The 6,000-nt window shown below is 72.2% G+C and carries 7 protein-coding genes; 3 read left to right on the forward strand and 4 right to left on the reverse strand.

The window, feature by feature from the left end:
* Positions 1-141: 141 nt before the first annotated feature.
* A complete protein-coding gene (locus ABTU92_RS19760) occupies positions 142-495 on the reverse strand; it encodes a DUF1244 domain-containing protein (protein WP_408093342.1) in 354 nt (117 codons plus the stop codon).
* A gap of 195 nt (positions 496-690) precedes the next feature.
* Here ABTU92_RS19760 and ABTU92_RS19765 point away from each other — a divergent pair, with 195 nt between their 5' ends.
* From ABTU92_RS19765 to pyk, 3 genes are read left to right on the forward strand one after another with little or no spacing between them, the layout of a single operon-like run.
* The gene (locus ABTU92_RS19765) at positions 691-1,977 is read left to right on the forward strand and encodes a glycerate kinase (RefSeq protein WP_408093343.1); all 1,287 of its coding nucleotides are present in this window, start codon (positions 691-693) and stop codon (positions 1,975-1,977) included.
* Positions 1,978-2,006: 29 nt separating this feature from the next.
* Complete coding sequence (locus ABTU92_RS19770; protein WP_408093344.1) at positions 2,007-2,624, forward strand: DUF1036 domain-containing protein; 618 nt, start codon at positions 2,007-2,009, stop codon at positions 2,622-2,624.
* Positions 2,621-4,051, forward strand: coding sequence for a pyruvate kinase (pyk, locus tag ABTU92_RS19775; protein WP_408093345.1), 1,431 nt, complete (start codon positions 2,621-2,623; stop codon positions 4,049-4,051). Before ABTU92_RS19770 ends, pyk begins: the two co-directional genes overlap by 4 nt.
* Positions 4,052-4,239: 188 nt before the next feature.
* Here the strand turns inward: pyk and ABTU92_RS19780 are convergent, their stop codons facing one another.
* The 3 genes from ABTU92_RS19780 to ABTU92_RS19790 form a co-directional block, all read right to left on the reverse strand.
* Positions 4,240-4,923: a tetratricopeptide repeat protein gene (locus tag ABTU92_RS19780; protein ID WP_408093346.1), complete on the reverse strand. Its 684-nt coding sequence runs from the start codon at positions 4,921-4,923 to the stop codon at positions 4,240-4,242.
* 101 nt (positions 4,924-5,024) lie between these two features.
* On the reverse strand, positions 5,025-5,150 hold the full coding sequence (ykgO, locus tag ABTU92_RS19785; RefSeq protein ID WP_111359374.1) for a type B 50S ribosomal protein L36: 126 nt from the start codon (positions 5,148-5,150) through the stop codon (positions 5,025-5,027).
* Positions 5,151-5,405: 255 nt separating this feature from the next.
* The coding region (locus tag ABTU92_RS19790) for a methyl-accepting chemotaxis protein (RefSeq protein ID WP_408093347.1) at positions 5,406-6,000 on the reverse strand (595 nt) is incomplete at its 5' end.

Genomic DNA, 6,000 nt, shown 5'->3' on the forward strand with positions numbered 1-6,000 from the left:
GCCAATTCTGCCCGCCCGTCAAGGCGACGCGAGGGCAGGACGGCCGCGATCCACATCATCCACACGCCCGCGCAAAAAAGCCGGCCGTGTGGGCGAAAAGCCTCGACCGTGGATCGTGGCGCGCTCGGCCGTGCGTGTGGGTCAGCCGTGCGTGTGGGTCTTGGCGAAGGCGGCCTGCTGGGCGGGGCTCGCCTCGCGCTGGTGCTGCGCCTTCCAGGTCTCGTAGGGCATGCCGTAGACGGCCTCGCGGCTCTGATCCTTGGAGAGCGGCACGCCGGTCGCGTCGGCCGCGTCCTTGAGCCAGTTCGACAGGCAGTTGCGGCAGAAGCCGGCGAGAGTCATGAGGTCGATGTTCTGCACGTCGGTGCGCTCGCGCAGATGCGCGACGAGCCGCCGGAACACGGCGGCTTCGAGCGCCGTGCGGACGGCCGGGTCGAGCGCGTCGAGGGGGCCGAGGGCGTCGTCGGTGTCGGGACGGTCGGGGGTTTGGGTCATGATGGGTCTCCGCTCATCGGCAAGATAAGGGTGGCCGGGCGGGGCCGCCAGCCGCGCGTCGATCGCATGCCGGTCGCGCCCGGTGCCAGCGTAGTTCTCCGGGATGCTTTCTCCCGGCGAGGCCTTATAAGGCGAACGCTCCGCGGCGTGCCGCGACGCTGCCGTGGCGCGCCGACGAAATCATCAGAGGTTGCAATGAGCCCGAGCCGCGATCTGCTGGTCAAGCTGTACGAGGCGGCCGTCGCGGCCGCGCATCCTTCGGTCTGCCTGCCCCCGGCGCTGCCCGCCCCTCCCGAGCATGGCCGGGTCGTGGTGCTCGCCGCCGGCAAGGCGGCCGGCGCGACCGTCGAGGCGGTCGAGGCGCATTATCTCGACAAGCTGCGGCTGCCCAAGGACCGGTTGACTGGAATCGCGGTGACGCGTCACGGCCACGGCCGCAAGGGCCGGGTGATCGAGGTGGTCGAGGCCGGGCACCCGGTGCCCGACGCGGCCGGCCTCGCCGGCGCGGAGAAGACGCTGGCGCTCGCCGACGCGGCCGGACCGGACGATCTCGTCCTGGTGCTGGTCTCGGGCGGCGCCTCGGCCAACTGGATCGCGCCCGCCGAGGGCATCTCGCTCGCCGCCAAGCAGGCCGTCACCCGCCAGCTCCTGCGCTGCGGCGCGACGATCGGCGAGATCAACACGGTCCGCAAGCATCTCTCACGGCTGAAGGGCGGCCGCCTCGCGGCGCGCGCCCATCCGGCCCGGGTGGTGACGCTCGCGATCTCCGACGTTCCCGGCGACGACCCGAGCGTGATCGGCTCCGGCCCGACCGTGCCGGATCCGACGACGCTCGCCGACGCCCGCGCCATCGTCGCCCGCTACGGCCTCGACGTTCCGGACGAGATCAAGGCGGCACTGGAGAACCCGGCGAACGAGACGCCGAAGCCCGGCGACCCGGCCTTCGCGGATCTCGACTACCAGATCGTGTCGCGGCCGCAGGACGCCTTCGAGCAGGTCGAGGCCGCGGTCCGGGCGTCCGGGCTCGACTGCCTGCTGCTCGGCGACCGGCTGGAGGGCGAGGCCCGCACCGTGGCGGCCCAGCACGCCGCCATCGCCAAGGAGTTCGTCGCCCAGCACCGCCGTGCCGTGATCCTCTCCGGCGGCGAGCTCACCGTGACGTTGCGTGGAAAGGGCCGCGGCGGGCCGAACCAGGAATACGTGCTGGCGCTCGCGGCCGCCCTCGACGGCCTGTCCGGGGTGGCGGCGCTCGCCGCCGACACCGATGGCATCGACGGCGGCGGCGGCAAGGCCGACGACCCGGCCGGCGCCTTCGTCGACGAGACGACGCTGGCGCGGGCCCGCGGCCTCGGCCTCGATCCCGCCGCGTTTCTTGCCGACAACGATTCCACCGGCTTCTTCGAGCGGCTCGGCGACCTGTTGCGGCCCGGGCCGACCTGCACCAACATCAACGATTTCCGGGCTATTCTGGTCGACAGGTGATCGGCCCGGCAGGGACGACACCGACCGGAATGGCACCGCGCGAGATCCTTCCCAGCGTCGCCCGCCGGGCGCTCCTGACCGGGGCGCTCCTGACCGGGGTGCGGCGGGCCGCGGCCGTCGGCGTCGCGATCGGCGCGGCCGTCCTGCTGCTCGTCGGCGCGGGCAGTCCCGCCCGCGCGGATTTCCGGATGTGCAACAACACGGCCGGGCGGGTCGGGGTCGCGGTCGGCTACAAGGACGGCGACGGCTGGGCGACCGAGGGCTGGTGGAACCTGCCGGCCCGCACCTGCGAGACGCTGCTCCGTGGCACGCTGGTTGCACGATATTATTACATCTATGCCGTAGATTACGACCGGGGTGGCGAGTGGTCCGGTCAGGCCTTCATGTGCACGCGTGACAAGGAGTTCACGATTCGTGGGACAGAAGACTGTCTGGCGCGTGGCTACGACCGGACCGGCTTCTTCGAGGTCGACACCGGCGAACAACAGACCTGGACCGTGCAACTGACCGATTCCAACGAGCAGTCCTCGCAGCGGCCGACCGGGGCTCCGCCCCCGCCTCCCGGCTCGCCCTCCTTCATGGCGGTGCCGCCCGCGCAAGGGCGTCCGCCGAGCCCACAGCCTTTCCCCGGAAGCCCCTCTCGATGAGACGCCAGCGGCGCGTGAAGATCGTCGCCACCCTCGGACCCGTCAGCGCCGACCAGGCGGCGATCGCCCGCCTCTTCCAGGCCGGCGCCGACGTGTTCCGCATCAACATGAGCCACACCACGCCGGAGCGGCTGCGCGAGATGGTGCGCATGATCCGCAGCGTGGAGGAGGATCTCGGCCGGCCGGTGGGCATTCTGGCCGACCTGCAGGGCCCCAAGCTGCGCATCGGCAGCTTCGCGACCGACGCCGTGACGCTCGACCGCGGCGCCACCTTCGTGCTCGACGCCGACCCGACGCCGGGCACGGCCGAGCGCGTGCACGTCCCGCACCCGGAGGTGCTGGCGGCGCTCGAGCCCGGTCACAGCCTGCTGCTCGACGACGGCAAGCTGCGCCTCACCGTGATCGAGGCGCATCCCGAGCGGACCATCACCCGGGTCGAGGTCGGCGGCCGGCTGACCGCCCGGAAAGGCCTCAGCCTGCCCGACACGACGATCCCCTTTCCGGCCCTGACCGAGAAGGACCACCGCGACCTCGAGGCGGCGCTCGACGCCGGCGCCGACTGGATCGCCATGTCGTTCGTCCAGCGCGCCCAGGATCTGGCCGCCGCGCGAAAGATCACCCGCGGCCGGGCCGGGCTGCTCGCCAAGATCGAGAAGCCGCAGGCGGTGCGGGATCTCGCCGATATTCTCGATGCCGCCGACGCCCTGATGGTGGCGCGCGGCGATCTCGGCGTCGAGATGCCGCTGGAGAAGGTGCCGGGCATCCAGAAGCAGATCACCCGCGAGGCGCGGCGCGCCGGCAAGCCGGTCGTGGTCGCGACCCAGATGCTCGAATCGATGATTACGAGCCCGGTGCCGACCCGCGCCGAGGTGTCGGACGTGGCCACCGCGATCTTCGAGGGCGCCGACGCCGTGATGCTGTCGGCCGAGTCGGCCGCCGGCCAGTATCCGGTCGAGGCGGTGGCGACGATGAACCGGATCGCCGAGGAGGTCGACCACGACCCGACCTACGAGACCGTGATCCAGGGCCTGCGGGCGCCGCCCGAGCGCACCGGTGCCGACGCCATCGCGGCCGCGGCCCGCCAGATGGCCGAGACGCTCGACCTCTCGGCCGTCGTCTCGTGGACCTCTTCCGGGGCGACCGCCTTCCGGGTGGCGCGCGAGCGGCCGAGCGTGCCGGTGGTGTCGATCTCGCCGAATCTCGCGACCGGCCGCAAGCTGGCGCTGGTGTGGGGCGTGCACGCCGTGGTCGACGCCGACGCGCGCGATCCCGACGACATGGTCGAGCGCGCCTGCCGCACCGCCTACGCCCAGGGCTTCGCCCGCGCCGGCGACCGCATCATCATCGTCGCCGGCATGCCGCTCGGCATGCCGGGCGCCACCAACATGGTGCGCATCGCCTATGTGAGCCCGAAGGCGGCCGAGTAGGTTTCCGCCTTGGTCGTGCGCCCCTGAGGATTGCGCGTTGCACGGCATCGACGGTGGTCACCGTCCGCGAAGGCGGACGGTCCAGTCGCCACGGCCCTACGAGAAAAAGTTCTTTGCTCGCAGCGTACTGGGTGCTCCGCCTGTGCGGAGCACGACCGGCATCGTTGTTTGGCGCGCAGACTCCGCCCTCAGATCGGCCGGCCCTCGACCTTCTCGGTGAGCCCTCGGACCTTGTCGGCCATGCCCTTCAGGTGCGGGTTGACCTCGAGCGCCTTGCGATAGGCGCCGAGCGCGTTCTTCTCGTCGCCGATCTCCTGCATGATGGTGCCGAGCCCGGCGAGCGCGCCGAAATGGCGCGGCTCGCGGCGCAGCACCTGGCGCAGGTCGGCGAGCGCGCCGGCGTAGTCCTTCTTCAGGAAGAACACGGTGGCGCGGCGGTTCCAGCCCTCGACATAGTCGGGCTTGATCTCGACGATGGCGTCGAGGAGGCGGATCGCCAGGGCGTGGTCGTCCTTGTCGATCGCCGCCTTGGTGCGGGCCATCAGCAGGTTGACGGTGTCGCTGCCGGAGGCGAGCCAGACCGCCCAGATGCGGTTCTCGACCGCCTTGGCCGTGGTCTCGTCGGGCGCCACCTTGAGGGCGCCGAACAGGGTGTCGAGATTGCGGGTCGGATCGCCCTGCGGGAGCTTCGGCACCTTGGCGGGCGGCTCCACCCAGTCGGGCTCGCTGCCGGGCGCGGCACCCGGGGGCGCGGCTTGCGCCACGGCCGGCGCCGTCGTCGCGACAAGCGCAAAGAGGCCGCCGGCGGCGAGGGCCGCGGCGACCGATCGAAGGGCGAGATAACGTCTGAAGACCGGCCGTCGACTGCTCATCGGGGCAGTCTATGGCGCCCGGCGCGCGCCCGGCAAGGGCACGGCCCGATCGGCCCGATCACGGCCGCGCGAGACGGCCGCCGGACCGGCCGCCGGCAACCTCAGCCCTGGCGGGCCTTGAAGCGGCGCTGGGTCTTGTTGATGATGTAGACGCGGCCCTTGCGGCGGACCAGGCGGTTGTCCCGGTGGCGCCCGCGCAGCGACTTGAGCGAGTTGCGGATCTTCATGGCTCGTCCTCGGCACGCCGTGGGTCGAGGCCACGGGTGAATGGGCAAAACGATCCTCGCGCGGCCGAGCCTGTGGCTCGGCGAGGCGGGATCGGGTGGAAGTCTTAGCGCAGCGTCCCGGCCCGGGGCCAAGGTTGCGCGTCGGGGGCGGAAAATAGGGAGGACGGCCGCGCGGGTCAAGCCGCGAGAACGCCGGCCGGACAGCCAGTCGAAGAGCCGGTCGGCATCCTGTCTCCCACGACCGTCAAGGCGCGCTCACGCCGCCGTCACGGCGGCCAGGAAGCCGTCGACCTCCTGGCGCAGCCGGCCCGAGCGGGCCGAGAGCGCGCCGGCGGCGCCGAGCACGTCGGCGGCCGCCCGCCCGACCGCCCCCGAGGCCTCGGTCACCCCGCCGATGGTGGCGGCGACGTGGTTCGTGCCGGTCGCCGCCTCCTGGACGTTGCGGGCGATCTCACGGGTCGCCGCGCCCTGCTCCTCCACGGCCGAAGCGATGCCGGCCGTGATCTCGTCGATGCTGGTGATGGTGGCCCGGATGCCTTCGAGCGCGGCGACCGCCTCGCCGGTGGCGTTCTGGATCTGCTGCACCTGGGCGGCGACCTCCTCGGAGGCCTTGGCGGTCTGGGTGGCGAGGCTCTTCACCTCGGTCGCCACCACGGCGAAGCCCTTGCCGGCCTCGCCGGCCCGCGCCGCCTCGATGGTGGCGTTGAGGGCCAGAAGGTTGGTCTGGCCCGCGATGGTCTGGATCAGGGCGACGACGTCGCCGATCTTGCGGGCGTCCTCGGCGAGGCTGCGCATGACGGCGTCGGTGCGTCTCGGCGTCGCCGACCGCGTCCGCGGCGATCCGTGGTCG

The sequence above is a fragment of the Rhodoplanes sp. SY1 genome (genome assembly GCF_046000175.1).
In the GTDB taxonomy this organism is placed as follows: Bacteria; Pseudomonadota; Alphaproteobacteria; order Rhizobiales; family Xanthobacteraceae; genus Rhodoplanes.

What these genes read in the sequence shown, in the direction of transcription:
- ykgO (WP_111359374.1), bottom strand. Translation starts at nt 5,150, where the DNA reads ATGAAGATCCGCAACTCGCTCAAGTCGCTGCGCGGGCGCCACCGGGAC.
- ABTU92_RS19780 (WP_408093346.1), bottom strand. Translation starts at nt 4,923, where the DNA reads ATGAGCAGTCGACGGCCGGTCTTCAGACGTTATCTCGCCCTTCGATCG.
- pyk (WP_408093345.1), top strand. Translation starts at nt 2,621, where the DNA reads ATGAGACGCCAGCGGCGCGTGAAGATCGTCGCCACCCTCGGACCCGTC.
- ABTU92_RS19765 (WP_408093343.1), top strand. Translation starts at nt 691, where the DNA reads ATGAGCCCGAGCCGCGATCTGCTGGTCAAGCTGTACGAGGCGGCCGTC.
- ABTU92_RS19760 (WP_408093342.1), bottom strand. Translation starts at nt 495, where the DNA reads ATGACCCAAACCCCCGACCGTCCCGACACCGACGACGCCCTCGGCCCC.
- ABTU92_RS19770 (WP_408093344.1), top strand. Translation starts at nt 2,007, where the DNA reads ATGGCACCGCGCGAGATCCTTCCCAGCGTCGCCCGCCGGGCGCTCCTG.